This is a genomic window from Kangiella geojedonensis (genome assembly GCF_000981765.1).
GTDB lineage: Bacteria > Pseudomonadota > Gammaproteobacteria > Enterobacterales > Kangiellaceae > Kangiella > Kangiella geojedonensis.
This window is the reverse complement of sequence record NZ_CP010975.1, coordinates 1,259,626-1,278,722: the sequence shown is the minus strand read 5'-3', so window position 1 is coordinate 1,278,722 and position 19,097 is coordinate 1,259,626. Positions and strand designations below refer to the sequence as shown.

16 protein-coding genes are annotated in these 19,097 nt (G+C 43.1%); 12 read left to right on the top strand and 4 right to left on the bottom strand.

The window, feature by feature from the left end; translation table 11 throughout:
- Window positions 1-125: 125 nt before the first annotated feature.
- On the bottom strand, window positions 126-1,997 hold the full coding sequence (sppA, locus tag TQ33_RS05635) for a signal peptide peptidase SppA (protein WP_228640032.1): 1,872 nt from the start codon (window positions 1,995-1,997) through the stop codon (window positions 126-128).
- Window positions 1,998-2,223: 226 nt separating this feature from the next.
- On the opposite strand from sppA, the gene TQ33_RS05630 reads away from it, so the two are divergent.
- From TQ33_RS05630 to TQ33_RS05610, 4 genes are all read left to right on the top strand, one after another.
- Window positions 2,224-4,248 (top strand): NADPH-dependent 2,4-dienoyl-CoA reductase, encoded by a 2,025-nt coding sequence (locus tag TQ33_RS05630; RefSeq protein ID WP_046561191.1) that lies wholly within the window; start codon window positions 2,224-2,226, stop codon window positions 4,246-4,248.
- A gap of 8 nt (window positions 4,249-4,256) precedes the next feature.
- Window positions 4,257-4,988, top strand: coding sequence for a PAQR family membrane homeostasis protein TrhA (trhA, locus tag TQ33_RS05625; RefSeq protein ID WP_084616931.1), 732 nt, complete (start codon window positions 4,257-4,259; stop codon window positions 4,986-4,988).
- Window positions 4,989-5,062: 74 nt separating this feature from the next.
- Window positions 5,063-5,986: an aspartyl protease family protein gene (locus tag TQ33_RS05620; RefSeq protein WP_046561190.1), complete on the top strand. Its 924-nt coding sequence runs from the start codon at window positions 5,063-5,065 to the stop codon at window positions 5,984-5,986.
- Window positions 5,987-6,728: 742 nt separating this feature from the next.
- Entirely contained in the window at window positions 6,729-7,028 is a 300-nt protein-coding gene (locus TQ33_RS05610) for a hypothetical protein (protein WP_046561188.1), read from the top strand.
- 95 nt (window positions 7,029-7,123) lie between these two features.
- Here TQ33_RS05610 and TQ33_RS05605 read toward each other — a convergent pair whose 3' ends face one another.
- Window positions 7,124-8,965, bottom strand: a complete 1,842-nt coding sequence (locus tag TQ33_RS05605; protein WP_052735219.1) for a M2 family metallopeptidase — start codon at window positions 8,963-8,965, stop codon at window positions 7,124-7,126.
- A 165-nt stretch (window positions 8,966-9,130) separates the two neighbouring features.
- Here TQ33_RS05605 and nagZ point away from each other — a divergent pair, with 165 nt between their 5' ends.
- A complete protein-coding gene (gene nagZ / locus TQ33_RS05600) occupies window positions 9,131-10,147 on the top strand; it encodes a beta-N-acetylhexosaminidase (RefSeq protein ID WP_179944380.1) in 1,017 nt (338 codons plus the stop codon).
- Between the two features lie 50 nt (window positions 10,148-10,197).
- Window positions 10,198-10,554 carry a DUF2288 domain-containing protein gene (locus tag TQ33_RS05595; RefSeq protein WP_046561187.1) on the top strand — a complete coding sequence of 119 codons (357 nt, stop codon included), beginning with the start codon at window positions 10,198-10,200 and terminating at the stop codon, window positions 10,552-10,554.
- 61 nt (window positions 10,555-10,615) lie between these two features.
- Here the strand turns inward: TQ33_RS05595 and TQ33_RS05590 are convergent, their stop codons facing one another.
- Window positions 10,616-10,909 (bottom strand): hypothetical protein, encoded by a 294-nt coding sequence (locus TQ33_RS05590; RefSeq protein ID WP_046561186.1) that lies wholly within the window; start codon window positions 10,907-10,909, stop codon window positions 10,616-10,618.
- A 150-nt stretch (window positions 10,910-11,059) separates the two neighbouring features.
- On the opposite strand from TQ33_RS05590, the gene TQ33_RS05585 reads away from it, so the two are divergent.
- Both TQ33_RS05585 and lolD read left to right on the top strand, forming a co-directional pair.
- Window positions 11,060-12,307 carry a lipoprotein-releasing ABC transporter permease subunit gene (locus TQ33_RS05585; protein ID WP_046561185.1) on the top strand — a complete coding sequence of 416 codons (1,248 nt, stop codon included), beginning with the start codon at window positions 11,060-11,062 and terminating at the stop codon, window positions 12,305-12,307.
- A complete protein-coding gene (gene lolD / locus TQ33_RS05580; protein WP_046561184.1) occupies window positions 12,300-13,001 on the top strand; it encodes a lipoprotein-releasing ABC transporter ATP-binding protein LolD in 702 nt (233 codons plus the stop codon). Before TQ33_RS05585 ends, lolD begins: the two co-directional genes overlap by 8 nt.
- Window positions 13,002-13,008: 7 nt before the next feature.
- Here lolD and TQ33_RS05575 read toward each other — a convergent pair whose 3' ends face one another.
- Window positions 13,009-13,620: a DUF2062 domain-containing protein gene (locus tag TQ33_RS05575; protein ID WP_046561183.1), complete on the bottom strand. Its 612-nt coding sequence runs from the start codon at window positions 13,618-13,620 to the stop codon at window positions 13,009-13,011.
- A gap of 75 nt (window positions 13,621-13,695) precedes the next feature.
- Here TQ33_RS05575 and TQ33_RS05570 point away from each other — a divergent pair, with 75 nt between their 5' ends.
- The 4 genes from TQ33_RS05570 (at window position 13,696) to msbA (ending at window position 19,093) form a co-directional block, all read left to right on the top strand.
- A complete protein-coding gene (locus TQ33_RS05570) occupies window positions 13,696-16,020 on the top strand; it encodes a DNA internalization-related competence protein ComEC/Rec2 (protein WP_046561182.1) in 2,325 nt (774 codons plus the stop codon).
- A gap of 176 nt (window positions 16,021-16,196) precedes the next feature.
- On the top strand, window positions 16,197-16,895 hold the full coding sequence (locus TQ33_RS05565; protein ID WP_046561181.1) for a MotA/TolQ/ExbB proton channel family protein: 699 nt from the start codon (window positions 16,197-16,199) through the stop codon (window positions 16,893-16,895).
- A 13-nt stretch (window positions 16,896-16,908) separates the two neighbouring features.
- Window positions 16,909-17,328 (top strand): ExbD/TolR family protein, encoded by a 420-nt coding sequence (locus TQ33_RS05560; RefSeq protein ID WP_046561180.1) that lies wholly within the window; start codon window positions 16,909-16,911, stop codon window positions 17,326-17,328.
- 16 nt (window positions 17,329-17,344) lie between these two features.
- Window positions 17,345-19,093: a lipid A export permease/ATP-binding protein MsbA gene (msbA, locus tag TQ33_RS05555; protein ID WP_046561179.1), complete on the top strand. Its 1,749-nt coding sequence runs from the start codon at window positions 17,345-17,347 to the stop codon at window positions 19,091-19,093.
- Window positions 19,094-19,097: the final 4 nt, after the last annotated feature.

The following is a 19,097-nucleotide window of genomic DNA, read 5'->3' as shown; positions in this document are numbered from 1 at the left end:
TTAAAGGGATAGTGCTAATTCTTTGAATATGACCTTAAATGAAACACTGTGCAGAGGTTTATTACAGAATTGGGCAACAAAAAAGGCAGCCGAGGCTGCCTTATGTTTTTTGTTTCTAGGATTAACTATTTAACTTCACACATGCAGTGTAAGTACGCATGGTTAGGGTCATTGTAGTCTGTTACTAGTTTATACGCATCACGAACTTGTGAGCTGATAGCATTGACCAGTGGGTTAGACTGCGCTGTTAACGCTTGAACTTTGGCCGTATCACCTGACGCTTTTGCGTTTTGCAGGATGTCACGAAGCATTTGTTCAGTTGGGTCTATCTCACGTTTCACAAAACGGACTTCATAGTCGCTGACATTGGCTAGTTTCGCGGCTGACTCAATGGCATCATCCAAGTCACCTAGCTTATCAACAAGACCTAAACGATGTGCATCTTCGCCCGACCAAACACGACCTTGTGCAATTTCATCAACTTCTGCTTTAGTCATGTCACGGCCATTAGCGACAAGCGTTAAGAAGTCGTCGTAGCCTTTTTCAATATTAAGTTGAATGACTTCTTTTAAGTCGTCAGAAATACCCGACATGACATCGAAGGAGCGAGCCCATTTGGTAGTACCGACACCATCGCGATAAACACCGAGTTCATTCAGCGGTTGCTCAAACGTTGGAACCATACCGAAAATACCAATTGAGCCGGTAATCGTAGTAGGGTGAGCCCAAATTTCGTCTGAAGTTGCAGAGATCCAGTAACCACCAGAAGCCGCCATACCAGCCATAGAGGTCACGACAATTTTACCTTCTTTCTGCGCTTGAACGATTTCACTGCGGATAACCTCGGATGCGAATGCGCTGCCTCCTGGGCTGTCTACGCGCATAACGATTGCTTTAACTGAATCGTCTAGGCGAGCCTTGCGGATCAATTTCGCAGTGCTGTCGCCACCGATAGTGCCTTCTTTGCGGCTACCGTCAACGATTTCGCCTTTTGCAACAATCACAGCAATTTTGTCTTTACCGCTTGGCATATCGACTAAAGGACGGCGTGCTTTTAAATAGCTTTTGAAGCCGATAGCTTGATAAGAGTCTTCATCATCGTTAAAGCCAACTAAGTTGATCATGTAATCACGGAATTCAGCTCGTGAAATTAATTTATCAATAAAGCCATGTTCAACTGCAGCTAGTGCGCCATTACCGTCATTTTCTTTAATGATGCTTAAGTAGTTTTCGATAAAGCTGTCCATTTCGTCAGCCGACTTGCCACGCGAAGCAGCGATATCATCACGCATGTGCTTCCATAAATCGCCTAACCATTCGATGTTAGCTTCTTTAGCCGCCTCAGACATGCTGTCGCGAATAAATGGCTCTACCGCAGATTTAAAAGTACCAACGCGGAAAACGTGGACGTTTACACCTAGCTTATCTAACGCTGATTTGTAGTAAGTGCCTGTTCGCGCCATACCTTCAAACATCAGGCTACCTTTAGGGTTCATGTAAACCTCATCGGCAGCAGAAGCTAAGTAGTACTGGCCTTGCGAGTACCAGTCGCCAATAGCGATGACTTTTTTGCCTGACTCTTTAAAAGAATCGATAGCTTCGCGCAAATCTTGATATTTGCTAATGCCGCCATAAGCACCCATTAAGTTGTTGGTTTGTAGTACCAAAACGCTGATGTTGTCATCATTTTTAGCGTATTCGATAGCATCCAAAAGGTCATACATGGATGTCTCAGGGTTCTTTGTACCTTGTGCATCAGCAATAATTTCCTCAATCGGGTCCATATAAGTCGTTTGTTCGACTAGGGTGCCCGTTGGGTTTAATATCAATGCTGAACCTTCATTTACTTTCGGCAGGTCAGGGCCACTAACGCAGCTTCTTACCATGAAGACAAAAATTGTGATGGCTATTAGGCCGATTAACAAGCGACCGGCTACATCGACAGTTTTCCAAATGCGGTAAAAAAATCTACCAATCATTGAGTTGGGTTTTGACACGTCTATTCCTTCTCTTACAAGTTAAAATTACTAAACTGCGCCAATTCTAACCAAATTGCTCATTTTATGACTAGTATATAAATGTAACGAAATAATAACTCATTGTTTTATAAGGGATAAATATATGATTGTTTTGTAATGAAATATGTTCGTAAACATTGCAAGATACTGGTTATACCAGTAGACTTAAGCTCAAGACCCGTGATACTGCTAGATAGAATACATCGTGAAATATCAAAAACTATTAGAACCACTCGATCTTGGCTTTACTCAACTTAAAAACCGCGTGCTGATGGGCTCGATGCATACAGGCCTTGAAGAAGAAAAGGGCGGCTTTGAGAAAATGGCTGAATTTTATGCTGCCCGTGCCAGAGGCGGCGTTGGTTTAATGGTGACTGGTGGTATTTCGCCTAACTTTAGAGGACGATTAGCGCCACATTCCTCTCAGTTGAGTAGTAAGCGTCATGTTAAAAAGCACAAGATTATTACTCATGCGGTACATAACGCGGGCGGTAAAATCGCTTTGCAAATTCTACATGCCGGTCGCTATGCCTATCATCCATTGTCAGTATCGGCTTCAAAAATAAAGTCGCCGATAACTCCGTTTACACCAAAAGCGATGACGGAACGTATGATTCAGAAAACCATCAAGCATTACGCGCGCTGCGCGCGATTAGCCAAAGAAGCGGGCTATGATGGTGTGGAAATCATGGGATCAGAGGGTTATTTAATTAACCAGTTTATCGTCACGCGCACTAACAAGCGCGATGACAAGTGGGGTGGCAGTTATGAAAATCGGATCCGCTTCCCGTTAGAAATCATTAAGGCTGTTAAGAAAGCAGTCGGAGATGACTTTATTACGATTTATCGTCTTTCTATGATTGATTTAGTGAAAGGCGGCAGCAATTGGCCTGAAGTGGTTCAGCTGGCTAAAGAAGTTGAAAAAGCAGGCGCCACTATCATTAACACTGGCATCGGTTGGCACGAAGCCCGTGTACCAACGATTACGACTTCAGTACCACGCCGAGCCTTTACCTGGGTAACGAAAAAACTTCGTGAAGAAGTGAGCGTACCTCTAATTACTTCTAACCGAATTAATACGCCGGAAGTGGCGGAAGAAGTGCTGGCGGATGATTGTGCGGACATGGTTTCCATGGCGCGACCTTTACTGGCCGATCCTGACTTTGTTCTTAAAGCTGAGAGAGAACAAAGCCAATTAATCAATACCTGTATTGCCTGTAACCAGGCGTGTCTTGATCATGTATTTAAGCAACAACGTGCTACCTGCTTAGTTAATCCGAAAGCCTGTTATGAAACTGAGTTAGTCGCGCAGCCGCTGAATTTTAAAAAGAAACTTGCTGTCGTTGGTTCTGGCCCAGCAGGCTTAGCGTTTGCTACTGAAGCCGCGAAGCGTGGTCACGAGGTTCACCTTTTCGATCGTGCAAAGAAAATTGGTGGCCAGTTGAATATCGCTAACCAGATTCCTGGTAAAGAAGAATTCTATGAAACGATTCGATACTTTACTCATTTGCTTGAAGAAACGGGGGTTAACCTCCATTTAGAGACCGAAGCAACGGTTGAAAGCTTACAAGACAAGTTTGATGAAGTGATTGTGGCGGCTGGTGTTAAGCCGAGAACTCCTGCTATTCCTGGTATTGAGCATGAAAAGGTCTTGTCTTACATTGACGTTTTGCTACATAAAAAACCTGTGGGTGACAAGGTAGCAGTAATAGGCGCGGGTGGTATCGGTTTCGATGTATCGGAATACTTGGTGCATAAAGGCGAATCTCCGACCTTAAACCTTGACGAGTGGCTAAAAGAGTGGGGCATTGATCGCCTGTATCAAGACGAAGGCGGTTTGCTTGATGAAGCAGAAGTGACGCCTCCGGCACGCCAAGTAACTATGCTTCAGCGTAAAGAAACCAAGATGGGTAAAGGCCTTGGAAAAACCACTGGCTGGATTCATCGGACTAGCTTAAAGCATAAAAAAGTTACTATGGTTTCTGGGGTTGATTACAAAGAAATTAATGATGAAGGCCTAGTGATTGAGCATAAGTCTTCAGGCAAAACGGAAACGCTTGAAGTGGATAACGTGGTTATCTGTGCAGGCCAGTTGCCAAACAAAGAATTAGCAGAGCAGCTTGAAAGTAAAGGCTGTAAAGTACACTTAATCGGTGGCGCAGACGTTGCCGCTGAATTAGATGCTAAAAGAGCCATTAAACAGGGCACTGAATTAGCATTAAGCATTTAGAGAACATAATGAATCAAGTAGAAGACAATCAAATAGATAGTCAAGTAGAGAACCAATCAAGGGATCACTCGGAACACGCAAGAGCACATCTTGACGTCGAATTAACCGAACATACCTATAGTATCGGCGAAGAAATCGCCAATGCCATGAGCCATGCAATTGGCGCATTGTTAAGCGTTGCCGCCATGACCATGATGATCATGAGTTCGCTCGAACCATTTAATGGTTGGAAGTTAGCCAGTGGTATCGTGTATGGACTTAGCCTCGTGGTTTTATTCACGACATCGACGCTATACCACAGCTTCCAACCTGAAAACCTGAAAAAGACGTTTCAAACCTTAGATCACTGTGCCATATACTTTTTGATTGCTGGAACCTACACGCCGTTTGTACTCGTCAGCCTTAATGGCTTGTGGGGCTGGTCGTTATTCGGTGTTATTTGGGGGCTCGCGATATTCGGCGTGACCTTTAAAGTGAAATTTAAACAACGATTCCCAAGAGTATCCCTCATTACCTACATCCTCATGGGCTGGGTCATTGTCGTCGCAGCACCCGAAATGCTGGATAAAGTAGCCCCAGGCGCATTATGGCTATTATTAGCGGGCGGTTTGTCCTACACCCTCGGAACCATATTCTACGCAGCCGATCGCAAAATCCCCTACAACCATGCCATCTGGCACCTCTTTGTCCTTGGCGGCGCGGTTTGTCACTTCTTGGGGATTTATTTGTTTGTGTATTAGGTCATGAATAAGTAGACTAATTCGAAACAAATCAATCAACTTCGGCTGAGCATAAACTTAGCCATTCTTATCACATGGAAAATTATAACAAAATTATAACAAAGCTCCTTTTTCTCGTTTGCTTATTGCTTTGCTCCGCTACATACGCTTTCGACGCAAGCTCTGATGGCTGGTTACCTATAAATAGCGAGAACGGAACGTTAGTTTTAAATGTGAAAATTAACGGGCAACCCGCAAACATATTACTAGACACTGGTGCCTCCATTCACACGCTTAGCTCAAATATTGCAGAAAAAACAGGTATAAAAGGCAACTCTGCAAGAGCAATAACTCTGATAGGAGTAAACGGGAAAGTTAAAGCGCCTTTGTCTGCACCATTTGATATTGTTGCTGATGGACAAAAGTTCACGCTCCGAGATATCCCCATCATAGATGGGAACAGTTCTTATGACATGATTTTAGGTCGAGACTTTTTCGAACAATCTGTGGTTCAAATTGATTACCCTAACAATCGAATTCGTTTTCTAAGCCCTGAAATAGTAAATTTTGACAGCAATATTGATGTCCGTTATGAGTATGGAGGCGGGTTGTTAGTCGAAGCCTATATTGCCGGCGAAAAAGCTTGGATGCTTTTAGATACGGGAAGCAATACCCTCGCACTATTAAAAAGGAAGTTTATTTTCAAAAATGATCTTGACCAGTATGTACTAGAAGGCATTACTCACGAAGTGTCAGGAATTGCCGAAAGCGCTCAGTTTAATGTTATTAAAGTAGAAGAGTTTAGACTAGGGACCTACGATTTCAATTCTTTTCTTGCTTTATATAATAAGGACTATAAAAATTCTTTTGATGAGAAGAAGAAATACCTATTTAGCAGGATTCCTGAAGAAAGCTCAATTCAAGATGGTATTCTCGGTTACGATATTTTGCGCAACTTTATTGTTACCATTGATTACAAAAGAAAGAAAGTACACCTATACTTTCCATCAGCGAGCTAACTGCTCAGTAAGTGGGACAGTTATCGTAGGGTGCGTCTAGATGCGCCATTGAAATTAAGGGCGGCAAGGATTGCCAAATTATCGAAGGGGTCGAGTAAAGGTAGAACCTATTTCTTTACGGTTAATACGTTAAATCGTCAGAGATGGCTTTTAATTCGACAGTATCGATTATTTTTACATAAATCATGTTAAACATGGACGTGTTAAAAAGTTATCGATTGGCCTTATTCTATAATAAATGTACTCTGACCCCATTTATTCGAGAATACTCGCTCTCTTAGTCTCTACGTTATTTTTCTTAATCGAATTATGTGAGGGAAAAATGTTATATCACTTTATATTTTTGGGCATTATATCTATTTGTGGTTTAATCTTCTATGCGTTACTAAGTCATTTGATGGGTATTGTAAGTGTGAAGTACCCAACTGTTTATAAAGAGTACACTAAAAAAGCTGCCTTTATATCTCAGGATAGTAAATTCTTTGCGGAGTTTGTTTTAGGTGGTATGTATAAACACGAAATAGGTGAGGAAGACTTTAAGTACGCTAAAAGAGTTATAGTAATATTTGTAGTTGAACTACTACTCTTTATTTCATTTTTAATCTTCACCTTTAACTATAGTTTTGATTAAAAATGAGCTAGCGTAGAAATGGAAATTAATTGTGCCCCAGCTCACTATTAACCATAATTAATTATCAAACCTGATATAGAGCTAAAGTAATACCAAAAAGGAGATATTATTTTGCTGCATCATATTATTTTTTTGAGCTTAATAGGCATTAGTGGTGTAGTTTGTTATGCCTTGTTAAGTCAACTCATGAGTGTAGTAAGCCTAAAATACCCAGATGTTTATCGAGAATATACAAAAGAGTCTCACTTTATTTCTTCATCGGGCACTTTTTTTGCTGAATTTGCTTTAGGCGGTATGTATAAACATGAAATAAAACCAGAAGACTTTAAATATGCTAAAAGAGTCATCGTGGCTTTTATCATTACAATATTAATTATTGTCTCAAAAATACTTTATTCCGTATTTTTTTAAATTAATGATAGGGTCAGAGTACAATTTTGATATTTCTTACAATAAAAAGGCGCCAATCGGCGCCTTTTCTTTTACGGTATGACTAAAGCTAAAACTTACCAGCCGCAGTTGCGGCCTTCATTTTGCTCGTCTAACCATGTTTTCAATGGCGCGTAGTACTCAAGTACTGCTGTCGCGTCCATTTCACGGCTACCAGTCATGGCTTCAAGTGCGTCAGGCCATGGACGTGAAGAGCCCATTTCTAGCATCTTGATTAACTTGTCGCCAACTTCTTTGTTGCCGTAGAACGAACAACGGTGAAGTGGACCTTCGTTGCCAGCCATGTCACACATTTCACGGTAGAATTGGAACTGTAGGATGTGTGCTAGGAAGTAGCGCGAGTAAGGTGTGTTGCCTGGAATGTGGTATTTCGCACCTGGGTCGAAGTGGTCTTCAGTACGAGCTACTGGCGCTTCAATACCTTGGTATTGTTCACGCAGTTCCCACCAGCCTTGGTTGTATTCTTCAGGTGAGATTTCACCGTTGAATACTTTCCAGCGCCATTGGTCAACCATCAAACCAAACGGTAAGAAAGCAACTTTATCTAGCGCTGAACGCATTAGTAGCGCAATATCAGCGCTCGCGTCTGGTTCTTCGTCGATTAAGCCAATCTGCTTCAAGTATTTTGGTGTAATCGATAGTGAGATAGTGTCACCGATTGCTTCGTGGAAACCGTCGTTAGCACTGCCTTTGTAGAAGATCGATTGATCTTTGTAAGCGCGCTGATAGTAGTTGTGACCGAGTTCATGGTGTACAGTCTGGAAGTCTTCGCCATTGATTTCGGTACACATTTTAATACGAATATCTTCTTCGTTGTCGATATCCCAAGCGCTAGCGTGACATTGAACATCGCGATCACGTGGCTTGACGAATAACGAACGCTCCCAGAAGGTTTCTGGAAGAGGGGCGAAGCCTAAAGAAGAGAAGAAGTTTTCAGCAGTTTTGACCATCTTCTTAACCGCTACTTCTTTTTCTTCATGGCTGACGTTTTCTTTGTCTACGCCATAATGCTGACGCAAGATAGGGTCGATATCGATACCTTTGCCTGCATTCTTAGGGCCGGCGATATCATAGATGTTGCCCCATTGTTGTGCCCACATATTGCCTAATAGATGTGCGGGGATTGGTTTATCCATCGCAACAACCTCGTCACCATACTGGTCATTCAACTCAGCGCGGACGTGGCAGTGTAAAGCTTTATACAAAGGCTGTACTTGGCCCCATAAGCGATCCATTTCAGTGGCGAAGCCATCAGCAGGCATGTCGTATTTAGAACGCCACATAGTGCCTGTGTCAGCGTAACCAAGTTCTTTTGAACCTTCGTTAGCGATATCAACCATTTGCTTATATAAAGGGCGCATTTCTTTCGAAATTTCACGCCAGCCAGTCCAAGCTTTTAGTTGCTCGTTAGCATCACGAGACTCGCGTAACACTTGGCTTAACTCGCCAAGACTACGACCGTCTGGGCTTTTACCTTTAGCGTAAATGCTATCCAGCTTCGACGTGATTTGAGCAAGCTGCTTCGTTTTCTCTGCATCAGCTGGTGCTGGAAGCGTAAGGCCTAGCTTAATCATTTCAATCTTACGGTTAACGTCATAAGGTAGGTCCAAGCCATTGAACTTTTTCGCTTCGTTAGCAAGCTCAACGCCTAGCTTGGTGTATTCTTCACCAACCTGAGCGTTTAGCGCGGTAGTGTCATGAGTTACGAAATTTGCATTCACCCATGCAATGCGTGCGGCATATTCTGCAATTTCTGTTAGTCGCTTTTCCGCATCAGCAACAAAAGCAGCCGCGTCTTCCGCAGTGACTTTTTGTTTATGATCGTCAGCGATAACAGGCTGTCCTAATAAAGCACCAACCAATACAGCAGTACTGACGGCTTTTTTAAGCGTTATCATAGAGTTACCCTTTATTGTTTAAGTTGATAATAATCATTATCGTTTCATAGTCGCGCTCCATTATAGCGACATAAGTTGAATTGAGAAATGGAATTCATCATGGTCGTTATTTCGATGATCGGTTATCATACGCCTTTTGGTAAGTCCTCAGGAATAACTATGCCCATTGGCCCTTTAATGCTGGACCTCGAAGGTTTAAAGATTAATTCCGCTGAAAAAGATATGTTACAAAATCCGCTGTTAGGCGGAATTATCTTTTTTAGCCGTAATTATGCCAGTCCTCAACAGATTGCGGAGCTATCACAGGCTGTGCGAGAAACTGCTGGTCGCGACATTCTTATTGCCGTGGATCATGAAGGAGGGCGAGTACAACGTTTCCGAGATGGGTTTACCAGCGTCCCTGCGATGGCAAGTATTTTGCAGAATGCCAAAGATTTATCAGAAGCTAAAGCATCTGCATACCGTTGGGGAAGCCTTATTGCGATTGAGGTTCAAGCCGTAGGTATCGACTTCAGTTTTGCTCCTGTATTGGATTTGGGCGATGAAATCAGCCGTGTTATTGGCGATCGAGCTTTCTCGACCCAGGTTGATGAAGTTATTGAGCTTGGTCGCGAGTTTATTAAAGGCATGAACGATTTCGGCATGGCGACCACGGCCAAACATTTCCCTGGCCATGGTTCAGTTGAAGCGGACTCACACGTCGATATTCCGGTTGATGATCGTCCTCGCGAGCAAATTATTAGCCAAGATATGCGGGTATTCGCGGAATTGGCTCAACACTACCAAGCGGTTATGCCTGCGCACGTGATTTATCCAAGCGTAGATTCTCAGCCAGCAGGCTTTTCAGAACTATGGTTACAAGACATCCTGCGCAATCAACTAAGCTTCGATGGTGTTATTTTCAGCGATGATTTAAGCATGAAGGGCGCTGAAGTGGTCGGTGGCTATTACGAACGCGCAAAAGCCGCTGTTACTGCGGGCTGCGACATGGTGCTTGTCTGTAATCATCCGAAAGAAGGTCGTGAGTTACTTGAATCATTCGACTTTGAGCCTGACGCGAAATCAGCTGATCGATTAGCCACCATGAAAGGGCAGTCGCTTAATTATTCGCTGACACAGGTTCGACAAAGCGATAACTGGTTACAGTTACAGCAGGATTTAGAACTTGATAAGCTTGTTTGAGATTAATAATTAAAGCATTGTTTTTATTGATTTAATTGGATTTTATAGATATGTCTAACGATAAAAAACTTGAAGAGTTAGCGGAGCAGAAAACTGATAGCTTCACACAGTTAACGCCACGAGAAGAGTTGGTAGCGAAACTGAATGGTGAGACTGCTATTGTCGCGTGGAAAGAAATCGAGCGCTTTTTCGCTAAAGGCAATTTACTGTTGATAGATCAGGACGTTGACCTGATTAACTGTGCGGCAGACTTGTCGCTGGATAATGCGGAAGAAATCAAGCCGCTGATCGACTCTGAAAAGATACAGCGTATGCCGATGGAGTTTGTTAAAGAGAACTGCAAGCCTGAAACCGAGTTTTGGACGGTTGTGGTCGCGCCTTATATTTTATCGCAACTCAAAAAATAATAGTCAGCCATTAAAAAAGCGGCTTTTGAGCCGCTTTTTATTGGACAGTTACTTTTCACTTTTAACCGTGATGAACTACAGAGTGAATCACGTGGTCATACTCGAAGTAAACCGTGTAACCATTGTAAACCCACTTTGTAATAGGAGGATCGCCAACAGGGCCTTCTACATTGCTTGGCGTCCCAAACTTTTGCTCAACGTAAGCTTTACTAACGCCACGCTTAGGAACCTGAATATTTTTCTGACCTTGCTTCGCTACCGGCACCTTAACTTCTTCAGCTTTGGCCGTATTTAAGCCAATCCCCATGCCGAAGCTCAAAGATAGAGCGCAAACAGCGGCTGTTATTGTTTTCATGATGTTGACTCCTCAAACATTATTTTCTCTAGAATATCAAAAAATTAGCGTAATATCCTAATCATAATTAACATTAATTCTACTCCATAACTTGACTACAAATTGTGAACCATTCAATATGACGCCAATTTAAATTATTCAGAAAGCACTATGAGGCTTCCTTTTTCGCTATTCGTCGGCCTGCGATACACCAGAGCAAAGCGCCGCGATCACTTTATTTCCTTTATTTCTCTGATATCCATGATCGGAATTGCCCTTGGCGTGATGGTCTTAATCACTGTGATGTCTGTGATGAACGGCTTTGAGCGTGAGTTACGCGACCGAATTTTGGGTATGGCTCCGCATGTCTTGGTAAGTGGCGTTGGTAGCAATATAGAAGATTGGCAAGCGTTAGAAGAGGTTGTGCTGCAGAATCCAAACGTTATTGGTGCCTCTCCTTATATTCAATCTGAAACCATGTTCCAGCACCTTGGCTCGGATCAATTCGGCGTGGTGCAGGGCGTTTTGCCAGAAAAAATTGGCGAAGTTACGATTGTTAAAGATCACATGCGTAACGGTTCTTTTGACTCGTTAGCCGATGGTAGCTTTAACATTATACTAGGTGCGTCGTTGGCCAGAAGTCTCGGCGCCAATGTTGGTGATAAAGTCACGTCGTTGTTTCTCAAAGAAACACGAATGTCGATAGCCGGTATTCAACCTCGTGCAAAACGCTTTACGGTCGCAGGCATTTTCGAAACAAAGTCTGAAGCTGATAAAGGCATGGCGTTTGTTCACCTGAATGACCTCGCCAAAATATTACGTGTTACTGATGGCGTATCAGCGTTACAGCTTAAAACACAAGACGTGATGAGGGTCCATGAGGTCAGTACGTCGCTCACTGAGCAGTTGGACTACAACTATTTTGTGACTAACTGGACGCGTCAACATCAAACCTTATTTAACGCCATTGAGATGGAAAAGAAGATTATGTTCATTCTTCTGACCTTTATCATAGCGGTGGCGGCTTTTAATATCGTAACCTCCTTAGTGATGCTGGTGAACGAGAAGCAGGCTGATATCGCTATTCTGCGTACTTTAGGAGCGAGTCCTGGCTCGATTCTCAGAATATTTATGACCAGCGGTATTATTAATGGCCTCATAGGTACTGGTGCGGGTGTTATTTTAGGGATTTTGCTCGCTCTGAACTTACCCGATATTATTAACTGGATCGAAATGACCTTCGAAATGAGCGTGTTCCCAAAGAATGTTTACTTTGTGAATTTCTTACCGACTGAGTTGATCTGGGATGATGTCTATAAAATTGCTTTATCAGCCTTTGGTATCAGCGTGCTAGCGACTCTTTATCCATCGTGGAAGGCTTCACGTACTCAACCGGCGGAGGCACTTCGTTATGAATAATTCAGTAAAGAGCAGCCCAATTATTCAGATCGACTCTTTAAACCGCACTTATAATGATGGCGCTAATAAGGTTCAAGTGTTAACGAATTTAAGCTTAGAAGTGGTGAAGGGGGAGCAGTTGGCCATCGTCGGCTCTTCGGGTTCTGGTAAAAGCACTTTACTGCATTTAATCGGTGGTTTAGACAAGCCGACAACAGGAACTGTCCAGCTTAATGGCACAGATATCCATAAATTGTCACCGAAGGCACAAGGAAACTTCCGTAACCGTCATATTGGTTTTGTGTATCAATTTCATCACTTACTGCCAGAGTTTGAAGCACAAGATAACGTCGCGATGCCATTAATTATTCGTGGAATGAAACGACAAGAAGCTCATGCTATCGCAAGCGACTTAATCGATAAAGTAGGGCTTGGGCATCGTAAGACGCATAAACCGTCTGAGTTATCGGGTGGCGAACGTCAGCGAATCGCTTTTGCGCGAGCTTTAGTGACTGAGCCAGACTGTGTTTTGGCCGATGAGCCTACTGGCAACTTGGATCACGGCACTGCCAATCAGGTTTATGAGCTTATGTGTGAGCTTAATCGTGAAATGGGGACGACCTTTATTACGGTTACCCATGATTTGGAGCTTGCTGGAAAAATGCAGCGACAGTTGCATTTAGAGGACGGCACCTTAAAGCCGCTAAACCTTTAAGTAAGAATTATTGTTTATCAGAAGACTCAGGCTTGTCCTGAGTTTTTTTGTTTTGAGAGGACTCTTCATTATCTCCGTCTAAGTGCAGCTTGTGTAAAAGTTTCTCCTTCCAGCGCTGTTGGCGCGCTTTCCACGCCATCACTACATGGTAACGCCAAGATAAACTAATGGTGTAATAACCGATAATAGCAGCGACCGAGCCACAGATTAAACAACCCAATAAGAACGGCTGCCAAATATGAACAAGCTCGTTGCCTAGCCACTCAAAACTAAGCTCAAATTCAAACTCGCTCGGCGGCCATGAAAGTACCCAAGTACCGACCAAGTATGCGAAGTAGAACATTGGTGGAATGGTTAAGGGGTTGGTTATCCAGCATAATAAGATGGATAAAGGCAAGTTCACTCGAAACCAAATAGCAAGACCAGCGGCCATCACCATTTGAAACGGAATTGGCATAAAACACATAAAAAGGCCGATCGCAAATGCGCCTGAGGCACTGTAGCGGTTCAGGTGCCATAAACCAGGATCGTGAATCAATTTACCGAATATCTTTAAAAAGCGATTATCAGTAACTTTTTTCGGGTCTGGCGTAATTTTTCTTAGTAACTTGCGCGGCATAGAGTTTCACGGTTACACTTGCGTTTGTTCATCGTACAACACTTTTATTAAAGCTTGGATAAGGATTATCCTAGAATGTTCAAATGGATTTTGGGTCTGTTGCTTGGTTGTTGCACTCTTACAACACTAGCAACCACACTTTCAACACCGTGCGCAGTAGCGTTGATTACTGCCACACTGCCTACATTATACCTACAAAAGCATTCAAAACATCCCTTACTATCAGTGGGTATTGTTTTGTTAAGCGGCTTTTTTATGGGGTTAGGCTGGTCGTCTATTCACGCATCATGGCGATTATCACAGCAGATCCCATCGCCGGAAAATCAAAGCGTGCACATTATAGAAGCAGAGCTTAAGTCATTACCAGCTATTTATCCCGAATATTGTCAGTTTAAAGTTAAGGTAACCAAGGCTAACAGCCTTCAGTTACTGGGGAAACGTTTGCAGCTGAAAGACTACCATAACAACTGCCACTATCAGTTAGGCGAAACTTGGTCGATGACCGTGAAACTGAAGCCGATACAAGGCCCGGTTAACAACGCAGGCTTCGATTATGAGTTATACATGTTCCAGCAGCGACTCGATGGCAAAGGCTATGTAAAAAGTTCACAAAGACTCAAGCCCGCGAAGAACTATAGTATTGCTAATCTGCGGCAAACTATTTTCTTCGAGCTTAGTCATTATTCAAATGCAGGGTTATTACAAGCCTTGCTCATTGGTGAGAAGAGCGCTATTTCACAGCAGGATAAAGCCACCCTGCAACATTTAGGTTTAAGCCACCTCATCGCTATTTCTGGCTTACACATATCCATAGTGGCAGGTGTTGGATTGTTCTTTTCTTTTAAGCTTTTAGGGTGGATTAACCGCGCCTGCCGACGGAATATCATTGAACCTCTGCGGCCAGCTGTGGTAGTCGGTTGTCTTGTGGCTTTGTTTTATGCGTCTTTAGCCGATTTCTCACTACCCACAGTTCGTGCCCTGATAATGTGGTGTTGCGTTTCTGTTTCAATGCTTGCGCAGCGACAGGCTGCTTTGTTTAGTGGCATAAAGATTTCTTTAGGAATCATACTGCTTATCGATCCATTGAGTGTGATGTCAGCCAGTTTCTGGATGTCTTATCTCGCAGTAGCGGTAATTAGTCTTGTGTTAGCAGGGCGGGTCATGATGCAGTCAGGAATACTGGCTGCCCTGAAACGTTTGTGCAGCATTCAAATAGCGATCTCAACGACCTTAGTCCTTCCAAGCCTTTTCTTTTTTCAACAAGCAACGCTGTTGGGACTAGTAATTAATGTCGTTATCATCCCTTTGTTTAGTTTGCTTGTGTTGCCCCTTATTATTATCGCTGCTATTGCTGACTTTACAGGCTTAACGGCTCAGTTAATGGTCTTGATAGACTCTTCAATCAGTCACTTTTTAGCGTTTGGAAGCATAGTAGAGCAATCACTCAGTAGCTTGAGCTTTAGCGTTTATCTACCGCCTTGGTTGCTGATTGTTTTGTTAATCGCGGCTATTCTTGTGTGGTTGCCTCTTGGTAGGATTCGCTATGCGTTTGCGCTCTTTGTGATAATAGTTATCGGCAGTTACGGTATACAAATATCCTTGTCGACAAATCGGCCGTTACTGATCGTTTTTGATGTGGGCCACGGCTTAGCAGTATTACTCACTGATGGACGACACCATATTCTGTACGACACAGGTTATGGCGCTGAAGGTAGTAGCGCCTACCAAAGTTATATTGCGCCAACCCTGAATACGCTGAAAATTTCACACCTAGATGCTTTGATACTGAGCCATCAGGATAATGATCACTCGGGTGGGTTACATGATATTCAAGCTGATATACCAGTAGGAATTACAATCGCGGGCCAATGGGCGCGACAAAAGTATCAACGCGAAGATATGGAGTTTTGTGAGACAGGTTTTAATCGGACCATTGGAAGTTTTATGATTGAAGCCTTACATCCGCAAGACTCATCTGTTGGCAGTAACAATGATTCTTGTGTGATTAAAGTCCGTAGTTCGCTGCCCGACTATCAGTTTTCAATACTGTTGACGGGGGATATTGAGAAAGACGTCGAGTATTCATTAGCCGAACACAGGGGAGATGAACTCGAAGCCGATATATTATTGGTGCCGCATCACGGCAGTAATAGTTCATCGACTTACCCCTTCATAAAAAAAGTAAATCCTGGTTTGGCAATATACTCAACAGAACGCTTTAGCCGATACAAGCTACCCAACGACAAGGTCGTCGCTCGCTACCAAGACTTTAAGATTCCACAAATAAACACAGGTTGTTATGGTCAAATCACCTATTTTCTGGACCAAGGTAGTTATGAAGTTGAACGTGAAAACCTTAAGTTTTGGCGCTCAAAACCTTGTGAAGTGGTTGAAAAATAATCGTATTTGATAAAAGCGGTGGATTTGTTCACACTTGTCAGTAATCAACACTTGCTCTTAACCGAGCGCTACTGCACAATATTTTGATTAAATTAATAATAAATGATTAATATTTATACAGTTTTCGGGCGTATAGCCTAATCTGTGTAGATTCACGCATTGAGGTAATGGGGCTCATGGTCATATCTTTCGCAATCACATCAACAACAGTACTCGCTACGGCTGGGGCATCGTCGACGGGAACGCTTTTTGATCTATTCAAAGCTGGTGGCTGGACGATGGTACCAATCGCTATCTGTTCATTAATCGCCATGGGAATTATTGTTGAACGCATTTGGGCATTAAAAAGAGAACGAATTCTGCCAAAGCACTTAGTTGCTCAGGTATGGACTTGGATTAAAAATGGCCAGTTCGATAAAAGCAAAATGCGCGATCTGAAAAACAGCTCAGAACTCGGTGAGGTGTTAACCGCAGGCTTGTTGAATCATCAATACGGTCGCGAGTCGATGAAAGCCAGTATTAATGAGGCGGGAAGAGCCGTTATAGTACGCTTAGAACGTTATCTTAATACACTGGGTTCTATTGCACTTGTTGCACCTTTGTTGGGCCTATTAGGAACTGTTATCGGCATGATCAAAGTCTTTACCGTGATGAGAGTGGAAGGGGTCGGAAATGCTGATGCCTTGGCTGGCGGTATCTCGGAGGCTTTAATCACTACAGCGGCAGGCATGGCCGTCGCCATTCCAACCCTAGTGTTACATCGTCATTTTATCCGTCGTGTCGAAGAGTTAGTGACGGACATGGAGCAAGAAGCCCTGAAAATGGTGGATGTTTTGCATGGCGAGCGCGAAATCTTTACCTCTAGTCAAGATTAATTAGGCACAGCTTATGTGGTTAAAAAAGAAAAAAGAAGATGTGCAGATAAATTTAACCCCCTTAATTGATGTGGTCTTCCTGCTGCTGATCTTTTTTATGGTGTCGACCAGTTTCAAGAAAGAAACCAAGGTGAGCCTAACGTTACCTGAAGCAAATGGAGAAGCTCTAGAATCACCTAGCGATTCAATCGAAGTAACTGTGTCTAAAACCGGAGAGGTTTTTGTTAACGGAAATGGACTGGTCAATCGCGATGTGGGTACGATAAAAGAAGCACTAAAACAATCGTCCACAGACCATCAAACACCTGTTATAATCAGCGCAGATGCGGCTGCTCCCTATCAAGCCGTGATTACGGTTATGGATGCTGCGGGGCAAGCGGGTTTTAATAACTTAACGCTACCGACGCAGAAGCCTAGCTCTGAAAATAACTAGTGTTTAAAAATAGTGCATGTCAGAACTGAATTCAGATAAAAGCTCAATAATTTATAAGCGATTGCTTGGTTATACCAAGCGTTACAAGTGGATATTCTTAATAGGTATATTCGCGAATATAGGCTTCGCTTTGATCGAGGCTTCTTTTGTGAATGCCATACAATACCTCATTGATGATGGCCTCAAAGAACGTGACAAGTTCTTCTTATTAGTACAAACCCCTTTATTTATCATCGGCGCAATATTTCTGCGCGGTATCTGCAACTTTGTGTCGACCTATTGCATGGGCTGGGTTGGGCGTAAAGTTGTCCAAGACTTCCGCGAAAGCTTGTATGAAAAATATATACGCCAGCCAGCACGCTTTTTCTCTGAAAGAGCCCCCGGAAACTTGTTATCAACCATGACTTTCAATACGGAGCAGGTTGCTGTTGCAAGTTCTGATGCGATTACCTTATTAATCCGTACGGGTGGCACCATTCTTTTTGTCTTGGTTTATTTAACGCTGATAAGCTGGCGTTTAACGCTGTTCTTATTTATCGTCGTCCCCGTGATTGCTTGGATCATTAACGTTAGTGCTAAGCGTTTGAAAAAAGTCAGTGGCAATATCCAAAACGTGGTCGGTGACGTTACGAAAACCGCTGAAGAAACGATCAAAGGCAATCAGGTCATTAAAATTTTCGGTGGCGCTAAGCGTGAAATTAAGAACTTCAAAGATAAAGCGAATCGAAACCGTCAGCAAGACATGAAGCTTATCGCGACAAAAGGCATTGCTTCGCCAGTGATCCAAATTGTTGCAGGGTTTGGTTTCGCCGCGATTATGTATTTTGGTAGTTTAGAGTTATTAGCTGGCCGTATGACCGATGGCGAGCTGGTGACATTTATTACCATGATGGGTGTTATCCTTAAGCCGATGCGCGATATCAGCAATGTTAATACCCATTTGCAGCGTGGTATTGCCGGTGCGCAAAGTGTCTTTGAGATCCTCGATCTTCCTGACGAACCGGATCATGGCACGACCGTAATCAAGAGAGCCAAAGGGAAAATTGAATTCAATAACGTTGGTTTTGCTTATGAGGCGGATAAAACTATCTTGCAAGACGTCTCGTTTATCGCTGAACCAGGGCAAACGATCGCGCTGGTTGGTCGTTCAGGAAGCGGCAAAAGTACCATAGCTAGCTTGATTCAACGCCTGTATAACCCTGATTCGGGTACAATCTTAGTCGATGACATGGATATCGACAGTTTAACCTTATCTTCATTAAGACAGCAGATGGCGACCGTTTCGCAAAATGTTGTGCTCTTTAACAACACTATACGCCACAATATCGCTTACGGGCGATTAGAAGATGCAACGGATGAAGAGATTATTAAAGCTGCTAAAGATGCTTACGCATGGGAGTTTATTGAACAGTTACCCCAGCAACTCGACACTCAAGTTGGCGACAATGGCTTATTACTGTCTGGCGGTCAGCGTCAACGTCTAGCCATTGCTCGCGCGATGCTTAAAGATGCGCCAATTTTAATTCTTGATGAAGCAACGTCTGCGCTCGACACCGAGTCTGAGCGTCATATTCAAAAAGCACTAGAAGCTTTAATGGTCGGGCGAACCACTATTGTCGTCGCACATAGACTGTCGACTATCGAAAGTGCCGACAAGATACTTGTGGTCAAAGAGGGCCGTATCATTGAGGCGGGCTCTCATGATGAGTTGATGAAGCGAGAAGGTGAGTATACCAGGCTTCAACAAATGCAGTTTAGTGAGTAACGAT

What these genes read in the sequence shown, in the direction of transcription:
- TQ33_RS05595 (WP_046561187.1), top strand. Translation starts at nt 10,198, where the DNA reads ATGTCTAACGATAAAAAACTTGAAGAGTTAGCGGAGCAGAAAACTGAT.
- trhA (WP_084616931.1), top strand. Translation starts at nt 4,257, where the DNA reads ATGAATCAAGTAGAAGACAATCAAATAGATAGTCAAGTAGAGAACCAA.
- lolD (WP_046561184.1), top strand. Translation starts at nt 12,300, where the DNA reads ATGAATAATTCAGTAAAGAGCAGCCCAATTATTCAGATCGACTCTTTA.
- TQ33_RS05560 (WP_046561180.1), top strand. Translation starts at nt 16,909, where the DNA reads ATGTGGTTAAAAAAGAAAAAAGAAGATGTGCAGATAAATTTAACCCCC.
- TQ33_RS05605 (WP_052735219.1), bottom strand. Translation starts at nt 8,965, where the DNA reads ATGATAACGCTTAAAAAAGCCGTCAGTACTGCTGTATTGGTTGGTGCT.
- TQ33_RS05585 (WP_046561185.1), top strand. Translation starts at nt 11,060, where the DNA reads ATGAGGCTTCCTTTTTCGCTATTCGTCGGCCTGCGATACACCAGAGCA.
- TQ33_RS05590 (WP_046561186.1), bottom strand. Translation starts at nt 10,909, where the DNA reads ATGAAAACAATAACAGCCGCTGTTTGCGCTCTATCTTTGAGCTTCGGC.
- TQ33_RS05620 (WP_046561190.1), top strand. Translation starts at nt 5,063, where the DNA reads ATGGAAAATTATAACAAAATTATAACAAAGCTCCTTTTTCTCGTTTGC.
- TQ33_RS05565 (WP_046561181.1), top strand. Translation starts at nt 16,197, where the DNA reads ATGGTCATATCTTTCGCAATCACATCAACAACAGTACTCGCTACGGCT.
- TQ33_RS05575 (WP_046561183.1), bottom strand. Translation starts at nt 13,620, where the DNA reads ATGCCGCGCAAGTTACTAAGAAAAATTACGCCAGACCCGAAAAAAGTT.
- msbA (WP_046561179.1), top strand. Translation starts at nt 17,345, where the DNA reads ATGTCAGAACTGAATTCAGATAAAAGCTCAATAATTTATAAGCGATTG.
- TQ33_RS05570 (WP_046561182.1), top strand. Translation starts at nt 13,696, where the DNA reads ATGTTCAAATGGATTTTGGGTCTGTTGCTTGGTTGTTGCACTCTTACA.